The 18502-nt window shown below is 63.8% G+C and carries 13 protein-coding genes and 1 tRNA gene; 3 read left to right on the top strand and 11 right to left on the bottom strand.

All coding sequences use genetic code 11. The annotated features are described in order from the left end of the window. Positions 1-215: 215 nt before the first annotated feature. Both ACTJJN_RS18980 and ACTJJN_RS18975 read left to right on the top strand, forming a co-directional pair. Positions 216-292, top strand: a tRNA-Asp gene (locus tag ACTJJN_RS18980). Between the two features lie 200 nt (positions 293-492). Next, entirely contained in the window at positions 493-1317 is an 825-nt protein-coding gene (locus tag ACTJJN_RS18975) for a DUF2242 domain-containing protein (protein WP_012053268.1), read from the top strand. 290 nt (positions 1318-1607) lie between these two features. Here the strand turns inward: ACTJJN_RS18975 and ACTJJN_RS18970 are convergent, their stop codons facing one another. From ACTJJN_RS18970 to ACTJJN_RS18920, 11 genes are all read right to left on the bottom strand, one after another. After that, positions 1608-2648: an AraC family transcriptional regulator gene (locus ACTJJN_RS18970; protein ID WP_017147831.1), complete on the bottom strand. Its 1041-nt coding sequence runs from the start codon at positions 2646-2648 to the stop codon at positions 1608-1610. Between the two features lie 4 nt (positions 2649-2652). Continuing rightward, on the bottom strand, positions 2653-3771 hold the full coding sequence (locus tag ACTJJN_RS18965; protein WP_014754038.1) for a nitrilase-related carbon-nitrogen hydrolase: 1119 nt from the start codon (positions 3769-3771) through the stop codon (positions 2653-2655). A 172-nt stretch (positions 3772-3943) separates the two neighbouring features. Continuing rightward, a complete protein-coding gene (locus ACTJJN_RS18960) occupies positions 3944-6499 on the bottom strand; it encodes a fimbria/pilus outer membrane usher protein (RefSeq protein WP_014754037.1) in 2556 nt (851 codons plus the stop codon). An 83-nt stretch (positions 6500-6582) separates the two neighbouring features. Then, positions 6583-7329 carry a fimbrial biogenesis chaperone gene (locus ACTJJN_RS18955; RefSeq protein ID WP_014754036.1) on the bottom strand — a complete coding sequence of 249 codons (747 nt, stop codon included), beginning with the start codon at positions 7327-7329 and terminating at the stop codon, positions 6583-6585. A gap of 71 nt (positions 7330-7400) precedes the next feature. After that, the gene (locus ACTJJN_RS18950) at positions 7401-8000 is read right to left on the bottom strand and encodes a fimbrial protein (RefSeq protein ID WP_012053263.1); all 600 of its coding nucleotides are present in this window, start codon (positions 7998-8000) and stop codon (positions 7401-7403) included. Between the two features lie 117 nt (positions 8001-8117). Beyond that, the gene (locus ACTJJN_RS18945; RefSeq protein ID WP_012053262.1) at positions 8118-8765 is read right to left on the bottom strand and encodes a response regulator; all 648 of its coding nucleotides are present in this window, start codon (positions 8763-8765) and stop codon (positions 8118-8120) included. Positions 8766-8834: 69 nt separating this feature from the next. Next, positions 8835-12047, bottom strand: a complete 3213-nt coding sequence (locus ACTJJN_RS18940) for a hybrid sensor histidine kinase/response regulator (protein WP_012053261.1) — start codon at positions 12045-12047, stop codon at positions 8835-8837. A gap of 84 nt (positions 12048-12131) precedes the next feature. Further along, positions 12132-13325 (bottom strand): EAL domain-containing response regulator, encoded by a 1194-nt coding sequence (locus tag ACTJJN_RS18935; RefSeq protein ID WP_012053260.1) that lies wholly within the window; start codon positions 13323-13325, stop codon positions 12132-12134. Next, positions 13322-16129, bottom strand: a complete 2808-nt coding sequence (locus ACTJJN_RS18930) for an ATP-binding protein (protein WP_012053259.1) — start codon at positions 16127-16129, stop codon at positions 13322-13324. The genes ACTJJN_RS18935 and ACTJJN_RS18930 overlap by 4 nt, the downstream gene beginning before the upstream one ends. A 70-nt stretch (positions 16130-16199) precedes the next feature. Next, positions 16200-17189 carry a fimbrial protein gene (locus ACTJJN_RS18925; protein WP_012053258.1) on the bottom strand — a complete coding sequence of 330 codons (990 nt, stop codon included), beginning with the start codon at positions 17187-17189 and terminating at the stop codon, positions 16200-16202. Positions 17190-17214: 25 nt separating this feature from the next. Then, entirely contained in the window at positions 17215-17919 is a 705-nt protein-coding gene (locus tag ACTJJN_RS18920; protein WP_014859530.1) for a fimbrial biogenesis chaperone, read from the bottom strand. Between the two features lie 197 nt (positions 17920-18116). Here ACTJJN_RS18920 and ACTJJN_RS18915 point away from each other — a divergent pair, with 197 nt between their 5' ends. Continuing rightward, positions 18117-18461, top strand: coding sequence for a hypothetical protein (locus ACTJJN_RS18915; protein ID WP_029611775.1), 345 nt, complete (start codon positions 18117-18119; stop codon positions 18459-18461). The last annotated feature ends 41 nt before the right edge of the window (positions 18462-18502 follow it).

The raw sequence follows: 18502 nt of genomic DNA, 5'->3' as shown, positions 1-18502 counted from the left end.
GCGGTAGTTCAGTCGGTTAGAATACCGGCCTGTCACGCCGGGGGTCGCGGGTTCGAGTCCCGTCCGCTGCGCCATCTTCGTTTCAAGGTCCCTAGAACACCTTGAAGCAAACACAAGAGAAGCGATCGTGTTATCGCTTTTTTTGTGCCTGCCCTGAGGCGATCGCGCCGGAAGGGTAGACCCAGGTTTCAATCGGGCGCAAGCCTGAATGATACGCAGCGGTAGTTCAGTCGGTTAGAATACCGGCCTGTCACGCCGGGGGTCGCGGGTTCGAGTCCCGTCCGCTGCGCCATCTTCGCTTTAAGGCCCCATGAACGCCTTGAAGCAACGTTAAAGCGACCTTCGGGTCGCTTTTTTCGTTGGTGCGCCTGGCAAGTGCCTGCCTTTACCCAGATTTACACCAGCCTGACAGATTCTTCACCGACCAGCGGTTCCTGTGCCTGCCTGCTGTGTTGCACAATAGGCACTTTCCCGACATACCCGGAATTCGCAATGACCAGATCTTCCGTCTTTGGTGCGCTCGGGCTGGCCCTGGTGCTGGCGGGCGTGACCGGTTGTTCCTCGAAAAAAGCGGCCGTCTACGAGCACGAGAACTTCGATGACTCGGGCACCTTCTCGCGCAGCTTTCCGGTGAGCGATGCCGGCTCTTGCGAGGCCGCCCGGCGTGCTTTGCTTAGCCAGGGATACATCATCACCAGCAGCGGCGCCAACCAGGTGGTGGGTAACAAGAGCTTTCAGCAAAACAGCGAGAACCACCTGCAGATCAGCTTCAATGTCACCTGTGCGCCGGACGTGAGCGACGATCAGCGCTCGACCATGTTCGCCAACGCCCTCCAGGACCGCTATGCGCTGAAGAAGTCCAACACCTCCGCCAGCCTGGGCGTGGGGGTGCTGGGTTCGGTGTCGATGCCGATCGGCTCCAGTGACGACTCGATGGTCAAGGTGGCCAGTGAGACGGTGACCGCGGCGCAGTTCTATGACCGCTATTTCGCCTTGGTGGAGAGTTACCTGCCCAAGCCGAAAAAAGTGAGCAAGGCCAAGGTCGAAGCGCCAGCGCCGAAGGTTGAAAAACCGGCGGCTGACCTTGGGCTTCCGGAGCAAGCGGCGGCAAACCCGGTGGCGCCGGCCCCGGCAGCTGCGCCGTTGGTTGAAGCGACGCCTGCACCTGCGGGGGTAGCCCCGGCCAGCGAGGCGGCAGCGGCGCCGGTGGTGGATGACAGCCAGGGTTCGCAGCCTGTGGCCCCGCCGGCCGAAGCTGCACCCATTCAGGTGCAGCAGGATGCCCAGCCGGCCGAGGCCGCCGCCCCCTCCCTTTGATGGGTCGCCTGAACCGGCCTTTTCGCCGGCAGCCCGCGAAAGGGCCGGTTCAGGCTGTAAACATCCCCTGTTACAGACGCCTCGCGATAACTTCCTGAACACCTGCTACGTTTACCACTCATAAGCTTGTCATCATCCCTTCATCCCACCTGCTTAGGCTGAAGGCGATACCTACAAAGGCAAAATGAGCAAAGAGGACGCAGGGCAATGGATGAATACCAGGAAGAACTTCTCGAAACCCAGGCTTACGAACTGGACACCCCGGAACCGGCCGACGACGCCACCGAACTCTAGCCCGGCTGCCGCTGGCTGCGGCGGAACGCCCCCGGCGTGAGGCCCGTCCAGCGCTTGAATGCGCGCTGGAAGGCCTCGGCCGAAGCAAACCCCAACAGATAGGCTATCTCGCCAAAGGCCAGTTCCGTATCACGGATGTAGGTCTCGGCCAGGTCGCGCCGTGTTTCGTTGAGCAAGTCGCGAAAACGCGTGCCTTCTTCGGCGAGCTTGCGGCGCAAGGTCCAGCTTGGCAGTTGCAAGTGCAGCGCCACTTCCTCCAGGTCCGGTTCACGGCCGCCATTGAGCAGCGGGCCCAGCAGGTGAGTAATGCGCTCACCCAGGCTACGCACTCGCGTGCGCTGCAGCAGCTCTGCTTCGCACAACTGCAACAGGTGCTGCCAGGTACTTGGGCAATGCGCTGGGTTGGCCAGTTGCAAGGTGGCGCGGCTCAGACGCAGCTGATTGCCGTCGGCGGCGAATTGCACAGGCGTGCTGCAGAGCGTTTGGTAGCGGGCGGCATAGGAGGGCGCGGCAAACTCGATCTCCAGGCGTTCAGCCTGCACTGGGGTGCCGGCAAGGTCGGTCAACTGGGCCAGCCAGCCGGCCAACAGTGAGTCGACCACAAAGCGGTTGTAGTCGTTATACGGGCTGATGGAGTAGAAGCGCAGCCAGGCGCCCTGGGCATCTTCCACAAAGCGGGAATGGCCACGGTAGTTGGCCGCGTAAAGCGGCTCGAAGCGCAGCAGGGTGCGCGCGGCCTCACCCAAGGTGGGGGCCTGGGCCGCGGTGACCCCGGCCAGGCCAGCATGCGCCAGACGACTCAGGCGCCCCATACGCAGGCCTAGAGCAGCCTCGCCGCTCATTTCGATTGCCGCGTGGCCCAGATGCATGTAGCGGGGGATGGACAGGCGTGCGCCGGCTTCGCCCAGGCGTGTCGCGTCCAGGCCGTAGCGGCGCAGCAATGGTTCAGGGTCGTGGCCCAGCTCGCGCAGGGCTTCGCTCAAAGGCTGGACAAAACCCACCGACAGTTCGCCCAGGCGCACGCGGGGGCGGGCCATGGGCTTACAGCCACACATTCAGCAGGCGGGCACCTGGGCTGGGAGGGGCGGCAAGCAACGCTCCCGACTGGCGGGCAAAGCCCTGGCCATCGCTGCCCTGTTCCCAGAACTGCCCGCGCATGAACACGCTCATACTGCTGATGTCGGTTCCGGCCACTTCGGTCAGGCGTTGCCAAGCCGCCTGTTCACTGACTTCGCCGCGCTGCAAGGCCAGCCCGGCGCTGGCATCCTGGTGGCGATTTCCCCGCCAGGGTGCTTGCCAGCTGCCCTTGCCACTGAGAAACGCTGGGTTGGCGATCAGTTGTACGGCTTGTTCAGTCAGTTGCTGGTGGTTTTCCGGGTACCAGCTGTCACTGCCCACCAGTATCCCCAGGCGCCCGGCCGGGGTCTGCACGACCTGCAGCGGGTGCTGGCGGCCGTCGTGGACGTAGCGGCGCATTTCACTGTCGGGATATTGCTGGCGCTGGGGCTGCCCCAGTAGCGAGCCGTCACCGGCAAACACCACACTGCTGTTGAACAGCGGGCCACGGCCGGTATGCAGTACGCCTTGTTTCACATAAGGTTCGGGCAGCACGATCGAACCGGCCACCAAGGTGACGCCAAATTCCTTGGCCAGGCCGCCGAACAGCTGCTGGTAGTCTGCGGCCATCTGCTCGGCCTTCATGCGCAAGTGCGCATCGGCGCGCCAGTCGTCGCCGTCAGCGCCAAGAACCGCGAGGCCATAGCGCAGCGGGTTGCTCAGTTCCAGCCATTGTTGGGCTTCGTGGCTCTGGGTGACTTGATACAGCTCGCTCTTCTCTCCGCGCGCCCACAGCCAGGTACCGATGTGTTCCGGCAGCACCACCACCGTGCGCGGGTTCACCAGGCCTTGGGCGCGGGCTTGCTCCAGATAGGCTGCGAGCTTGCGGTGCAGGCGTTGCAAGTTCTGATAGTCGCCCGGGTACAGCAGTGGTTCGACACCGAGCAGGTTGCCGTGCTCGCCCGGGACGCCATGGTTAAGCGCCAGTTCGATGCGCAGGTCGGACAGGTAGTGGCCTTCCGGGCGCTGTTGGGTCCAGAAGCCATAGCCGCAGAGGGCGGCGATCATCACCAGCGCCAGAGCGCTTGCCAGGAGTTTTCGCATCAAGCGTGGGTATTCGCTAAAAATGGAGTGGCCATGCGGGAAATCAAGGACATGGTGCGGCCTTATTCATCAGCATCGGAATCCTTGTTGCGCTGCCTTCTTGCAGAGTCGCGTTTGATCATACCAAAGCTACCGGGCGCTTATGAGCATTCTCTGCAGACAAGAGCGGGTGTCACGGCCGGCAAGCCAGGCGCTGACGTTCATAGTTAACTGCCTTGTCCCGTTCCGGAAGGTTGTAAGGTGCCGAACACTGGCGCTCACCCCACTTGATGGTCAGGCTGCCCTGGTCCTGTTCCAGGAGTAACAATGCCTTGCCGCTCGGGTCGGAAATTGCCAGTTGCTGGCCCGCAGCGTCCTCGACCGAGGCCCCGAACGGTATCAGTTGACCGCGCTCGTCGAACAGCTCGAACTGCACCCGACGCCCGCTCTTGCCGGTATAGCGGGCAAGCACCACGGCACCGCGGCGAGGCACCAACTGCTGGGTGGCATTGTCGATTTCGATGTCGCCCCCCAGGTCACTGGTGTCCAGGCTGATCCAGTTGACGCGATAGGGCTGGGCGCTGGGGATCACCGCATAGCCATTGCGCCCGGTCTCCACACCGCTATAGCTGCTGATCTTTGCGCCCTTCACACCCGGCACTTCGGCCAGGGCGAAGGTCTCACTGAGCGACTGGCCGAGGTTGATGCCGCCCTGGTGGGCAACCACGGCGCCGGCAATGTTCAGGTTCTGCGAGTCGTAGCCGCGCCCCTGGCTATAGCCCAGGCTGATGTCGGCCACCGAAGTGCGGGTGTTCAGGTTGGCCGATGCCGAGCTGCCGCTGGTGCGGCTGTGGCCGCCCTGGATCGAGTAGAAGGTGTCGCTGGTCTCCGACAGGTAGCCGTTGATGCCGGCCTGGGTGGTGTCGTTGCCCTTCTGTGTGCTGGTGGTGACGAACGCCCGCGGTGCGCGGGCGCGGCTGCCGAGTGGGAACGATACCGACAGGTTGAGCTGGGTATCTTGCCCCGAAGGGCCTGAGTTCCCCAGCTCCTTGGTGCGGCTGACGTCCAGGTTGTAGGAGATCTCGCCCCAGTTGTTGCTGTATCCGGCGGTCAGGCTCTGCGAACCGCCGCGGTTCCAGTAGCGCTGGTCGGTGGCGGTCAGATACAGGCTGCCGAACGCGCGGTTGCGGCCCAGGCTCTGGTTGATGGTCAGGTCGGTGCGGGTCTTGGAGTTGCCACTGCGCTTGATCGCGCTGGCGCTTAGGTCCTCGACATGCTGGGTGAGGGTACGGAAGCCCTCGGTGGAATAGCGGTAGGCGGCCAGGGTAAAGTTGGTGTCGGTGCCGGTGAATGTCTTGGCGTATAGCGCCCGCAAGCTGTTGCCCTGGGTGGTCTGGCCCTGGGCCTTGCTCGAGGAGTGGGTGACATCGAGCGAAAAGGCGCCCAGCAGTGTGTTCAGGCCGCTGCCCACGGCCATTGCCTTATAGTCTTGGGTGGCTTGCAGGCCAAAGACGCCCGTCACGGTGTTGGTCAGGCCGTAAGCCAGCGTCGTACTGAGCATCTGCGGCGTGGCCAGGCCCTCCGTGTTGCTGTTGTAGCGTCCAGCGGACAGGCTGTACTTGACCTGACCGCCACGGACCATGAGCGGCAGGCTGGAGAAGGCCTGCACGGTGACCCGTCGACGGCCGTCGGCCTCGATGATGGTGACTTCCAGGTCGCCATTGGAGCCACTGGGGTAGATGTCGCTGATCTCGAACGGGCCGGGCGGTACGTTGGCGGTGTAGAGCACGTAGTTGTTCTGGCGAATCTCGACCCTGGCGCTGGTCTGCGCCACGCCACGCACCACAGGTGCGTAGCCGCGCTCGCTGTCGGCGCGCATGCCTTCGTCCGAAGCCAGCTTCAGGCCGCGGTAGCGCACGCTGTCGAACAGGTCGGTGTCGCTGAAAATGTCACCGGCGCTGAACTGGCCTTTGAGCGCGGTCACGTCGTGCTGCACATAGCTGCGGTTGCTCTTGAAGGTGTCCGGCTGCCCGGTGTCGCTGCTGAAGTTCGACTCGTTGCGCAAGCGCCAGCTGCCCAGGTTGATGCCGTTGCGCAGGCTCAGGTTGTTGGCGATGCGGGTCTCGGCATCGCCGGCGCTGCGGCTGGTGTTGAACTGATAGTTCACGAACGCCGCAGACACCCCTGCGTCCCACAGTTGCGGGTCGACGTAGCCGCGCAGGCCGCGTTTCATGGCAACCTGCGGGATGCTGGCGGACAGGCGCAGGTGACCCGAGTCGTAGCTCAGGCTGGCCTGGTCGATCAGTGCGGCCAGGTCGTGGCAGGCCGAGGCGGTATCCAGGCGCCCCTGTGCCTTGAGCTTGTCCATGTCGATACCCAGCTGCTCGAGCAGTTCCAGGGTCAGGCAGGGTTCCACCCGCCCAGTCTGTGGGTGGCGGTTGAATTCGATGTCACGCCGGCCTACCAGCACTTCGTTGCTGTACAGGTCTACCCGGTAGTTGCCCGGCAGCACGCTGTTGGCCGACAGCAGCATTTGCAGGTCGACCGCCGATTGCGCGCCCTGCAGAAAGGTGGTGTTGAAGCCCTGCAGGTGGGCGGCGTCCTGCGCCGATGCAAGGCTGGGCAGCGCGGTGCAGATGACCAATGACAGGGCGTTGAGCTTCCAGGCCGGACGAAGCGTGCCGCCACTGAACGCGTGCGCGCCTGCATCGGCTCCCTCGACGGGGTGGGGGGCGATGGACAGAGACATACCAGAAACCTATTTCATATCCCGGCACGGGCTGGGCACGGGGAGGCCGCACGCGACCAGGGCACGAGGTGGGGGCTACGATTTCACAAGGTGATGGCGAGTTCGGCAGGCTTGGCGCTACCCGGCTGGGCAGTGTTCAAACGCAAGGAATATCCATGTTGGGCGCCATAGTCGTTGATGCTCTTGAACGTCAGCGTCAACGGGCCGTCCACCTGGGAAAATACCGAGGTGAATGTCTTTTGTTCGCCAGGGGCGATCATGGTCGAATCGGCGTTAAGCACGGTTTGTTTCCCGCTTTTAAGTTCGATATCGGCCATCGACACGTGATACAGGCTGGGGTTGTTCACGGTCAGTTGTGGCTTCCCGGCGCGCTGGGTCAATTGCCAGACCAGTTGTTCGGGGGCCAGCAGGGCATTGCCGGGCAAGTTGGCCGGGCGGAAGAAAATCTTGATACGTTGGCGCACCGCCAACTGCAAGGTATTGGCCTGGGTACTGGCTTGCGGAATTTCCTGGACATTGAGCCAGACCACCGACTCGCGATCGGTCGGCAGGCCTTGGCCTTCATAGAGAATACGCAGCAGTTGTTCCTGCTTGGGCAATACTCTGGCCAACGGTGGAGTAATGGCGAACGGTGCCTGTGCACGGTCGCCGGCATCTACCCAGGATTGCACCAGGACTTCCTGGTTGCCATTGCGCACGATGACATTGGCTTCTTTGTGCGCACCGTCGAACACGACGCGCGTAGCGCTCAGGGAGATGCTGGCAGTTGCCTGGGCGGCGACGAGCATGCCCAGCAACCCGAGAACGGGGTACAGAGAACGACGCAACATGGTTGGTTACCTTGCGGGGCGAAGAAGTGGCGAGGCTGGTCAGCCTCGCGCAGGGAGCAGCGGCGAAGTGATTACTCGTACTGCAGGATGAACGGCAGGGTGGCGTCACCGCGACCGGCGGTGGCAGTGCCGGCGGCGCCCGTGGTGACGTACGCCGCAGAGAAGCTCAGGGTGGCGTCGCCGCCCTCGGCGCCAGTGCCGTGTACGTCGCTCTGGATCTTGGCAGTGGCAGCCGAGCTCAGGTCGATCAGGTTGCCATTAGGGTCGAGCAGGGCAATGCCAACGTTGGCGGCAGTGCCGGTGCCTTTGGTCAGCGCCAGGACCTTCTTGCCGGTCACCAGGCCCGAGCCGCCGCTGTTGGCATCGAAGATCATCGCCACCTTGGTGCCGAGGTTGCAGTTGACGTTGAGGTTGAAGTCCTTGCCGGTCACGCGGCCAGCCGTCGGGTTTTCGGCGGTGCCCATGTCCTTGATCGAGACGCTGCCCATGTCTACGGCGATCACGCGGTCGGCGTTGGCACCATCGACCGAGCAGGCGTCATTGTTGATCACGCCGGTGAAGGAAATCTTGCCGCTGCCGCCGTTGACTGGCCCGGTGGCCTCGACGGCCAGTGCACCGGCCGAAGCGGTCAGGAGCGAGAGGGTCAGGGCGGCCAGGGAAAATTTATTCATATTGATGTCCACATGAGAGTGAGTAAGTGCTGCAACTTAATGCACGCTCACAATAAGTCAGGTGGTTTCTCTGGCCCATCAGACGAATCTTAATGGTGGGGCAATGACGCTCGCTAGTTAATTAAAGATATGACTCGCCAGGCAATAGGCCAACAATTCCTGATCGCTGTTCACTTCAAGTTTGCGCATCGCGGAAACTTTCTGCGCACTAATGGTCTTGGTACTTCGATGTTGGCTACGGGCGATCTCACTGACACTTTGTCCGGCAACAAACAGGCGCAGTATTTCGAATTCCTTGGGTGACAGGTTTTCCACCCGTTGATCGATGGCGGTGTTACAGGCGATCACCGACTGCCTTGCCGGTGCCGGCGCCCGGTAGGTGCTGTTGCGGGCGACGGCATTGAGGGCCTTTTCGATTTCGCCATGCAACTGGCTCTTCTGGATCACGCCGTCCACGCCCAGTTCCTGCAGCCGTGTCAGGATCAGCGGGTTGGAAATCATCGTCAGCACGAGGATGCGGACGGCGGGATAGTGACGTTTGAGGTAGTCGATCAGTTTCAGGCCGTCACCGTAGGGTGAGTCTGCCGGCATGTTGTAGTCGGAGATGACCATGTCCACGGGTTGGCGTTCGAGCAGTTCGATCAGCCCTTGCGAACAGACGGCTTCGCCGACCACGCTAAAGCGTGGATCGCGTTCGACCAGTTCCCGGACGCCGAGCAGCACGATGGGGTGATCGTCGGCGATGATGACCTTGAGTTTTTCCATAAAAGACGACCCGTTAGCCGGTGCGGATGGGAGGGTTGTTTCCATGCGCTATCAGCGCTGAAGTTGATTCTATGCGAGGGCATCGAGTATTGCTGACAGCCTGTCCAGCACCCCCCCCAGCTTATCGGCCAGGGCTGCGTCGAGCGGCGACTCGGCCAGCGCGGTTTCCAGCGCACAGCACTGCTCGGCCAGGGGCCGGGACTGTACCGCGCCTAGGGCGCCGGCGATGCTGTGCAGGCGCTCGCCAAGACGCCGCTGGTCGCCTTGCTCAAGGGCCAGGCGCAACTGCTGCATATCCTCGCGCAGGGTGGTGATGAACAGCGCGCGCATGGCGTCGGACACTTGCACGGTATCGGTGGCTGCAGGGGAGGGGGAGGCGCTGAGGCTGTCCGCTTGCGCGCGGCTGGGTGCTTCGGCCAGTGCTGGCCGACACAGACGGACCAGATGGCTGCGCAACGCCTGCAGGCTCAACGGTTTGACCATCCAGGCATTCATGCCCACCTCGAGGCAGCGCTGGCCTTCTTCTCGCAGTGCATTGGCGGTGACGCCGATGATCGGCAACCGGGCGTCGTGCTGGCGCAGGGTCCTGGCCAGTTCGTAGCCATTCATCAATGGCATGTTTACGTCGGTCAGGACCAGGTCGAACAGGCCTGGCTGCCAGCGTTGCATGGCCTGTTCACCGTTGGTCGCGACCACCGTGGTGCAGCCCAGCGCCTCGAGTTGCTCCTGCAGGATCGCCTGGTTGATCGGATTGTCCTCGGCCACCAGGATATGCAGGCGCAGAGCGGCGCGTTGCTGTTGCGCGGTGTTCTGGTCATCGGGCGACCCGCCCTGGCGCACGACCGCGATGAGCTGGGCGATGGCCCGCACGTCATGCAGGTCTACCCGCCAGCAGCCGTCGACGAACGCGCCGGGGGTAGGGCCGTCGCTGCTGGCGCAGATCCGTTGGCCATGCCAGGTGGCGGCGTCCGGGCAGTCGAGCAGGTCTACCAGCAGGGCCTGGTGGTTGTCCTTCTCCAGGGGGGGAATCGTCAGGGTCGCGGCGATACCCAGGCGCTGCAGCCAGTCGACGCCATGCTGGGCAAGCTCCGGTATCGGCGCACGCACATACACCGGGGTCGGGTCGGGCACTGCGCTTGGGCTGTCGCTCAGCGCCCCCTGGGCCAGTGGCAGGCTGATGTTGAGGGAAAAGCTGCTGCCCAGCCCCGGCTCACTGACCACCTTGATCTGGCCACCCATCATGTCGGCCAGCCAGCCGCAGATCGGCAGGCCCAGGCCCGCACCGCCCTCGCTGGAGGCGTCGGCGACCTGGTAGAACAGCTCGAAGAGCCTGGCCTGCTGTGCCTGGGAAATGCCAATGCCGCTATCGGCAACCTGCCATTGCAGGCGCACGTGGGTGTCGTCGAGCGCCAGCACGCGGGTGCGCAGCACCACCCGGCCGGTGTCGGTGAACTTGATGGCGTTGCTCAGCAGGTTGTTGAGGATCTGGCGGATGCGTATCGGATCGCCCACCACCTGCGCCGGCAGGCGGGCGTCATGGCAGGCATAGAGCAACAGGCCCTTGCGCTCGGCGAAGGCGCGATAGGTGCGCACGGTGTCCTCGAGCATGTCCAGCGGGCAGAACGGCACGGGTTCGAGCGCCATCTGCCCGGATTCGATCTTGGTCACGTCGAGCACGTCACTGATCAGCTGGAACAGGGTTGCCGAGGAGCGCTGGATAGTGTGCAGGTAGCCTTGCTGGCGTGCATCCAGGTGCGTCAGGCCAAGCAGCTCGAGGGTGCCCAGCACGCCGTACAACGGGGTACGGATCTCGTGGCTCATGGTGGCCAGGAACAGGGTCTTGGCGGTGTTGGCGGCGTCGGCGGCGCGCCGGGCTTCGTCGAGCGCCTGGGCGTCCTCGACATGGCGGGTGACGTCGTTGAATGCGTAAAGGCGCACGTCTTCGCCGTGGTAGCGGGTCGACACGAAACCGACCTGCAGGTGGCGGCCTTCGACCTGCAGGTAGTGCTCGCCACTGCGGGTGTGGCCCACTGCCGAGGCGAGGGTACTGACCAGCTCGCGGGTGCCCTGCCATTGCTGCGCCCGCTGGTTCTCCAGCAGCACCTCGTTGTCGGCGCTGCGGACCACGCACAGGCCGGTCGGGGCGGTGTCGATGACCACCCGGCTGAAGGCCTCGCTCTCGGTGATGATCTCGTGGGCCGCGCGCGCAGGCAGGATGACCTGGCGCTGATACCAACGGATGACCACCCGGCCCAGCCCGATGAGGACCAGGAACGTGGCGGCGATGCCGGCCAGCGACCAGAACGCGTAACGGAAGAAGTGCCGGTAGGTCACGGTGTAGATCGCACTCCAGCCACCGTTGGCCTGTTCGTGGAGACGGAATACCAGGCCTTCGGGCTTGATGTTGAGGCCTTCATGCACCCCCTTCAGGGGCGCGGGCGCGCCGATCAGCACCTCGCCGGCTGGGGTGATGAGGTTAAAGTGGTCATACACGGTCCAGTCCATGATGCGTTCGAAGTCATCGATCTGGGCCAGGTCCACCAGCGATGCAACTTGCGTGGCTTGGCCCTCTGCCTTGCCCGAGCGCAGGGGGACGTTGGCGTAGGCCAGCACGCGTGGCGGGGAGGCCTGGTCCGGCTGCTCGACATAGCTGCGCCAGACGATCCTGCTGCCTGGGCCCCATTCCTTGTCCTGAGGCTGGCGCGCAATGACCTGCCTGATCACATCGATGAACGGTTCATTCTCCAGCTTGCCCCGCCCGCGTCCTGCGGCGGGAACCGTAATGTCGTAACGGGCATCCGGCGAGAACAGGAACACCTGCGGCGATCGGTACGGAGAGGCCGACCAGAACATGCTGTAGAAGCTGGCCAGGTTCGCCCCCAGGGTGAAGATGTCCGATACTTCGCGGTCAGCCAGGTTGCGTGGGTCGAATTTGAGGCTGAACGGCATGGAAAATGGAAAGATCTGGCCCTTGTAGATGTCCGGCCCTTCCTCGGGCATGGGTGCCAGCGCCGGCTCGAGCGCACGTGGGTAGTCGAGCAACTCCCCCTTGGCGCTGCGTTGCACGAGGGCCTCAAGGAAGGTTTCCTGCTCCTGTACATTCTCCATCAGCCGGGCGAAGTGGATGCTGACCGTGTCGCTGTGTTCGTCGATCAGGCGCTCGAGCGACCAGAGACTGAAGCCGGCCAGCAGCAGCGCCAGGCCCAGCAGGACGGTCATGCCTTTGTTCAGGCGCAGAGAGCTGCGGGCCAGGTTTTCCAGCAGGGCGTTGTACTGTTTCATGCAAGGGTCCGCAAGGGCGTGGGGGCATCGATACCCAACGAATATTACCTTTGATGCCCGGCCGGCGCTGAGAGTTACAGCCGGTCAGTAGGCTGACGGGGGACCGTCGTTGTGCAGCAGGCGCTGGAACTGTTCCGCCGACACGGCATGGGAGATCAAAAAGCCCTGCACCTGGTTGCAGTCGACCTTGCGCAGCATTTCGAGCTCCTGAGGCGTCTCGACCCCTTCGGCGACCACGGTGAGCCCGAGCTTGCGACCCAGGGCAACGATGCTGGCCAAGGCCGAGGCCAGGCTCTCGCTTTCATCGCAACGCTGCACCAGCGCCCGGTCTATCTTCAGTTCGGTGAAGGGCGTCGAGACCAGGCTCATGTACGAGCTGTAGCCTTTGCCGAAGTCGTCCTGGGACAGGCCGAAACCTTTCATGCGCAAGCGGCAGGCGCCTGCATAGAAGTTGCTCAGCTCTTCGGGAATGGAGCATTCCATCAGCTCGAAGCACAGCTTGCCGGGCACGCCTTGGTGGTGCAGGACGAATTCCAGCAGCCGGTCGGCCAGGTCATGGCTATTCAGCAGGTGAGTCGGCAGGTTGATCGAAACCGGGATGTCATAGCCCCGTTCGCGCCAGCGCGCCTGGGCATCCATGGCTTGCTTGAGCATCACCCACAGCAGCCTTTCCTCCAGGCCAAAGGCATTGATCGTTGGCAGGAAGGTGCCTGGCAGCAACACCCCTTGCTCCGGGTGCATCCAGCGCACCAAGGCCTCTGCCGCGACGATGCGACCATTGTGCAAGGACTTCTTGGGTTGGAACCAGGCCTGAAAAGCTCGGTTGTTCAAGGCATCGACCAAGGTCTGGCGATCGAACTCGGGCGTGGCCGGTGCCGCCTGGGCCGGTGCCTGATGGTGCAACTGCAATTGGTCGATCAGGCTGCGCAGCGCGGCGGGTTCGACCGGCTTGGAGATCAGCCCGAGCACGTCCACGCCGAGGTTCTTGGCCACCAGGCTCGCCGCCATGAGCATGCGCCGCGAGGCCACGCTCATGATCGCCAGGCCTGGCTTGTGGCGCAGGCCGGCAAGGTGCTGGATGAATTGCACACCGTCCATGCCGGGCATCAGCAGGTCGGTCAGCACCAGGTCGAAGTCACGCTGGCGCAGGCGCTCCAGCGCTTCCTGGCCATCCCGGGCTGCTTCCAGGTTGAAGCTGCCAAGCTCGCTGAACAAGTGTTGCAGGTACATATGCTGGAAGGGGTGGTCTTCGACGATCAGGATGTTAAAGGTCTTCAAGGGCTACCTCGATACGGGGCCAGGCAGTTGAACAGGACTTGCAGGTTGAAGGGCTTGATCAGGCAGCGATCCATGCCGGCGGCCAGGCACAGTTCTTCCTCGCCGCGCAGGGCATTGGCAGTGGCGCCGACGATGGGGCGGGTGCAGCCCAACTGGCGCAGGGCCCGGGTCAGTTCGTAGCCGTTCGTGCCGGGCATGTTGACGTCGGTCAGCAGCAGGTCGAAATGCTCGCGCTGCCAGGTTTGCAAAGCCTGCTCGCCATCGCTGACCAAGGTCACGCTGCAGCCGAGCTCCTCGAGCTGGTCGCGCAGGATCAACTGGTTGATGACATTGTCCTCGGCAACCAGCACGTGCAGCCCCAGCGGCTCGGTCAAGGGGGCCGGCGCGGCGGGGTCCCTGGGACGGCGCAGGCCCTGGGCCTGGCCGACAGCATGGTGCAGGGCGCCCAGGTCGTTGAGGTTGACCTGCCAGTGACCGGCCTCGTGCCGCGCCTCCCAGCAGTCCTGGGCGCTGGCCAGGATTCGCGGGCCGGGCCATTCGGCGACCAGCCAGCGTTCGACAGTGCCGGGATGCAGCTCGACCAGCAGTTCGCCGGGCAGGGCGCTGCCTGGCGCCGGCGCGCCGACCTGCGCACGCGCCCCCCAGCGGCAGAGCCAACCACTGATGGCTTCAGCCAGTTCGTGTACGGGCGATACCACGTGAATGCGTTCGCCCAGCAGGTTGAACGGGGCGCTGGTGCGGCCTGACGCCACTTCCAGGGGTAGGGTCAGGCTGAAGCTGCTGCCCAGGCCCAGCTCGCTGACCAGGCGCAGCTGGCCATTCATCAATTGCGTCAGGCGCTGGCAGATCGGCAGGCCGAGCCCGGTGCCGGGAATGACTTGGCTATGGCCTTCGGTCTGGTAGAAAGGCTCGAAGATGAACGGCTGGTCCTGTTCAGCGATGCCCTTGCCCGTGTCCGAGACCTGCCACAACAGGCAGGAGCGTTCGCCGTCGCGGTTGAGCAGCCTGGCCCGCAGCACCACGCGGCCGCAATCGGTGAACTTGACCGCATTGCTCAGCAGGTTGTTGAGGATCTGGCGGATCCGGTTGACGTCGCCGATCAGGTGTTCCGGCAGGCGTGGGTCCAGGCAGCTGTAGAGCTGCAGCCCCTTGCTCCTGGCTGCCGCGCTGTAGCCCTGGACCACCTCGCGGACCAGGTCCGGGGCACTGAACTCGCTGAGTTCGAGGGCCAGCTGACCGGCCTCGATCTTGGACACGTCCAGCACGTCGCAGATCAACTGCAGCAAGGTTGACGAGGAGCCTTCGATTGCCCGCAGGTAATCGCGCTGCTGGGCGTCGAGCACGGTGCGCGACAGCAGCTCCAGGGTCCCCAACACGCCGTACAGCGGTGTGCGGATTTCGTGGCTCATGGTCGCCAGGAACTGGGTTTTTGCTTCGTTGGCGGTGTCGGCCGCGCGCCGGGCGTCCTCCAGCGCGGCCTCGATCTGCTTGCGTGCGCTGATGTCGCTGAACGCGCAAAGCAGCACCGGCTCGCCCTTGTAGCGGGTTGGCGAGCAGCTCAGGTACAGGTGGCGCCCTTCGGCGCTCTCGAAATAGTCGCTGCACTGGCCTTCGTGTCGCTCGAAAGCCTGCTCGATCCATTGCGCGCTACGCGCACCGCGTGCCGGGTCCTGGCCCAGCCACTGCTGGGCCAGGTGGTTCTCCAGCACCACCTGGCCATCGCTGCGGCGCAACACGCACAGGGCGACAGGTGCGGTTTCGATGACGTCGCGGCTGAACATCTCGCTTTCCACCAGCGCGCGGATGCGTTCAACCGTGGGGGTGAACAAGCGCTGGTCGAACCGCTGGATCAACACCCGAATCAAGGTGATGCTGAGCACGCAGAACAGCAAGGCACCCAGCAGCTGCTGCCACAGACCGGCGAGGATCGCGGACAGGTCGATTGCGTAAACCAGTTGCCAGTCCGAAGACATCAACGGCTTGCTGATGACCAGGTACTCCGGCAGGAGCCCCTGGCCGGCGAAGCCGAAGAAGTTGTTACCCACGGGATGGTGCAGCGAACGGTCCAGCGCCGGGCCTGGGGTATTGGTGAACACCAGCATGCCGTCGGCATTGAACATCATGAACTTACCCGCGCTGGCATCCTCGAGCGACGGCGACACTGCATGGCTGTCGATTTCCAGGCCTAGCCAGCCAGAGTCCGGGTCGCGTGCGTCCAGGCGCAGGAAGATGAACAGGCGCGAACCTTGGGCGCCCTGGTCGGCCAGCCACAGTTCCCGAGGGGCCGTGGCCCGCAGTTCCGCAGCGCGCAACTGCTCCAGCAGGGCGGGCGAAGGCAGCGAGGCCTGGGCGTCATCGTTGTACAGCCAGCGCATGGGGGCCTGAGCCGCTGTGTCGACATACAGCAGGTTGACCCGCCGGGCCTCTAGGTAGGCACACATGCGCTGGGTCAGCCACAGGCTCCAGCGTTTGCCCGGCTGGCTGCCCAGTTGCAGGTGCACTTCCTCGCCCGGTGCCAGGGGCAGCCAGTCGACACCCGGCGCCGTTTGACGCACGGCTGCTAGGCTCAGGCTCTCCAGCAGCGCCTCGCGGTTGGTGAAGAAGGTATGGGCCTCGGCGATCGCGCTGCTCATGGCACCATGGCGCCGAGCGATATCGGTGTTGAAGGTAAAGGACAGGAAATTGTAGGCCGCGCCGAGAATGCCGGCCGATAGCACGATCGCCAGCAACCGAAGCAGGCGGCGTGCTGCCTCGGGATTGGAGAGCAGGGGGTTGATCTGTTGCAGGTAGGCTTTGAGTCGCATCCCGCAAATCTAGGCAGGCCGCTGGCAACTGGACATCAGACGATCCTTAAAGGCCGCCTGGCCGAAGGTTTTACTGGTAGTACAGGTCGACCAGCGCCGTGGCTTCGAACGGACCGGAAATGGGCGCCGAGCGCCAGATCAGGTCGGCGCGGAACGGGTTGTGGATCACGCCCGGCGCAGCCAGGTCGGCCAGCTTGAACCAGGTGGCGAAAGGCACCGGCTGGTTGCTGTCCTGCTGGGTCAGGGCAATGCCGACGGAGGTGTTGTTGGCGGGCACCAGCAGCTTGTCGATGACGCTGGCGCTGCCAGCGACCGGGGTGAAGCGGGCGCTGACGGTGTAGGGCGTGTCGCAGGATCTGGTCAGGTCGAGGCTGAAACTGGCCGAGCTGGCGACCTGGCCGACCTGTGCCGAGCTGGCCAGGGCACGGCGGAAATTGACCACCGAAGGCAAGATGGTCAACTCGGGAGAGCAAGGCACGAAGCGGATGTTGTTCATGCCGGTGACGACATAGTTGAGGTTGCTGTCGGGTTTGGGGTTGAGCATGTACCCGCCGTCCAGCTGGAATACCCGGTATTCGCTGAGCGTGCTGGCTTGTCCGTTGGTTGGCGTTGCGCCGTACTTTTCGATGAACACCGTAAAGTTCAGGGTGAAGCGGGCCTTGTACCAGCCTGTACAGTTCGCCCAGTCGCAACCATGAAACGAGTTGTAGCCAGTGGTGACGGCGCCCGAAGTCTGAGTGATTTTCTGCGAGCCGTAGCGAATCCCGACCCGTATGCCCTTGCCTATACTGGCTTTGGCCGGGTTGACATAGAAATAGACATCTTCCTTGATGCCGGTTTCATAGTCGTCGGCGCAGATGACCGGAAGCGAGTGTGGTGCCGACTCCCAGATGATCGTGCCGTCAGGCGCGTCGGCCGGTACCGCCAGTGCAGTGCCCAGTGCCTCCTTGAATACCGTCGCCATGGACGGGTCCAGCTTGCAGGACAGCGCGTAGCTGGTGGCGGGGCAGCTGGCGGCGACGAAAAGCAGGCCAAGCAAGTGTTTCCGGATCAGGTTCATGAGTGGGTATCCTGTGGCGGTGTGTTCACGGCAGCGCGATGTGGTGGCGCTTCTGCAGGCCGATATCGGTGAGTTCGCTGAACGCCACGCGACTTTGCGCGGGCAGGGGCGAGGGCGCCTCGAGGGTGAGCGATGCCCCCGGGCGCAGCAGAACGTAGTCCGCAAGCTGGCGCGACTGCCCGGGGCTGTCGAGCTGGAGGTTGACCAGCGAAACATGAAAGGCACTCGGGTTGCTGACTTCGATCAGGCCAGGCTGACGTGCGCGCCATGCCAGCCCCTCGACCGCCTCGCTGGCCGAGCCTGGCAGGCCGGCGGGGCGGTAGAACAGCTTCAGGCGCTGGCGAACGGCGAATTGCAGGGTATTGGCCTGTTCGGGTTTGCGCGGGATCTCGAGGATGTTCAGCCAGAACAGTGACTCCCTGTCCTCGGGCAGGCCCTTGCCGGCGTACAGCACCCGCAGCATGTGCCGGCCGTTGGGCGGTATCAATGCCAACGGTTGGACGATGGCGAAGGGCGCATCGGCGCGTTCGTCGGTACTGCTGACCCAGCTTTGCATGACGGTGTCGAGGTCGCTGCGATTGACCACGCTGATGCTTGCTTCCTTGTTCGAGCCTGGGTAAATGAGGCGTGTGCCCTCGACTTTGAGCTGGCCCCAGGCACCGGACGCCAGGCCCATCAGGACCAGCGCCGCCATGGCTGGGCGCGAGAGGGTATGAAGCAAGCGCGACATGGTCAGGGCAGGGCTCCGGTGAGGGTGACTGGGAAGGGCCTGGGCATCCTAGACAGCTGGGCCGCCCCCGGCTTTGAGACGTTTCTTAAATTGCCGCGTGGTTTAAATGCCTGCTTTGTGAACTGCCTCACGCGCGCAGACGGCCCGGTCACTGCTCATCCGATAGGCTCAAACGTGGGTATCGGGGAGTGGAAACCATGAGCGGCAAGCGATTCGCATTGAGTGTTGCAATGAGTCTGGCCCTGGTCGGTCAGGCCCAGGCAGGCGCCGTCGTCGCCTCGGGCATGCTGCAGTTCACTGGCAGCATCGTCGAGCCGTCCTGCACGACTACCGTGGGCAGTGCCGGTTGGCGTATGGATGACTGTCCGGCGCTGGCGCGTGACAGCGTCATCGGCATTGAGGGCGTGGACGGCCAGGCACTGCCGGCGCTGGCGGTACGCGTCGATCAGGGGGCCACGGTCGACCAGGCCTACAGGCTGGTCGACGGGCGCGGCGAGCCGCTGACCCAAGGCCATTACGTGGTGATCCTGACCTCACCTTGAGGGCGGGCAGCCGCTCGCTCGCGCTTTGGAGAACATCTTCA

The organism is Pseudomonas sp. 22515 (genome assembly GCF_052044625.1).
Classification (GTDB): Bacteria; Pseudomonadota; Gammaproteobacteria; order Pseudomonadales; family Pseudomonadaceae; genus Aquipseudomonas; species Aquipseudomonas alloputida.
This window is presented reverse-complemented; position numbering and strand designations above follow the sequence as displayed.

Bases quoted from the DNA above. Each gene is read 5' to 3' on its own strand.
- ACTJJN_RS18965 (WP_014754038.1), bottom strand. From the start codon at position 3,771: ATGCGAAAACTCCTGGCAAGCGCTCTGGCGCTGGTGATGATCGCCGCC.
- ACTJJN_RS18925 (WP_012053258.1), bottom strand. From the start codon at position 17,189: ATGAACCTGATCCGGAAACACTTGCTTGGCCTGCTTTTCGTCGCCGCC.
- ACTJJN_RS18950 (WP_012053263.1), bottom strand. From the start codon at position 8,000: ATGAATAAATTTTCCCTGGCCGCCCTGACCCTCTCGCTCCTGACCGCT.
- ACTJJN_RS18975 (WP_012053268.1), top strand. From the start codon at position 493: ATGACCAGATCTTCCGTCTTTGGTGCGCTCGGGCTGGCCCTGGTGCTG.
- ACTJJN_RS18930 (WP_012053259.1), bottom strand. From the start codon at position 16,129: ATGCGACTCAAAGCCTACCTGCAACAGATCAACCCCCTGCTCTCCAAT.
- ACTJJN_RS18955 (WP_014754036.1), bottom strand. From the start codon at position 7,329: ATGTTGCGTCGTTCTCTGTACCCCGTTCTCGGGTTGCTGGGCATGCTC.
- ACTJJN_RS18940 (WP_012053261.1), bottom strand. From the start codon at position 12,047: ATGAAACAGTACAACGCCCTGCTGGAAAACCTGGCCCGCAGCTCTCTG.
- ACTJJN_RS18960 (WP_014754037.1), bottom strand. From the start codon at position 6,499: ATGTCTCTGTCCATCGCCCCCCACCCCGTCGAGGGAGCCGATGCAGGC.
- ACTJJN_RS18970 (WP_017147831.1), bottom strand. From the start codon at position 2,648: ATGGCCCGCCCCCGCGTGCGCCTGGGCGAACTGTCGGTGGGTTTTGTC.
- ACTJJN_RS18945 (WP_012053262.1), bottom strand. From the start codon at position 8,765: ATGGAAAAACTCAAGGTCATCATCGCCGACGATCACCCCATCGTGCTG.
- ACTJJN_RS18920 (WP_014859530.1), bottom strand. From the start codon at position 17,919: ATGTCGCGCTTGCTTCATACCCTCTCGCGCCCAGCCATGGCGGCGCTG.
- ACTJJN_RS18915 (WP_029611775.1), top strand. From the start codon at position 18,117: ATGAGCGGCAAGCGATTCGCATTGAGTGTTGCAATGAGTCTGGCCCTG.